Source organism: Inhella crocodyli (genome assembly GCF_004004565.1).
In the GTDB taxonomy this organism is placed as follows: domain Bacteria; phylum Pseudomonadota; class Gammaproteobacteria; order Burkholderiales; family Burkholderiaceae_C; genus Inhella; species Inhella crocodyli.
Map to the genome: position 1 here is coordinate 1 of NZ_SACM01000013.1, position 286 is coordinate 286.

General features: G+C 62.9%; 2 tRNA genes. Both read left to right on the forward strand.

The annotated features are described in order from the left end of the window. The first annotated feature begins 51 nt into the window (after positions 1–51). Positions 52–127, forward strand: a tRNA-Gly gene (locus EOD73_RS17485). Positions 128–159: 32 nt separating this feature from the next. Next, positions 160–235, forward strand: a tRNA-Gly gene (locus tag EOD73_RS17490). Positions 236–286 lie beyond the last annotated feature (51 nt).

Here is a 286-nt window from a genome sequence, read left to right on the forward strand (position 1 = left end):
GGCGGTTCGACTCCGCCCCGCGCCTCCAAGTGTTTCGTGGTCAGTGTTTTTGCGGGAATAGCTCAGTTGGTAGAGCGCAACCTTGCCAAGGTTGAGGTCGCGAGTTCGAGCCTCGTTTCCCGCTCCACGACGCTGTCCGCGGCATCGCGCCGCGGTTAGGCGGGAATAGCTCAGTTGGTAGAGCGCAACCTTGCCAAGGTTGAGGTCGCGAGTTCGAGCCTCGTTTCCCGCTCCAGCACAATGCGCCGCCCGCCCGGGTGGCGAAATCGGTAGACGCAGCGGACTT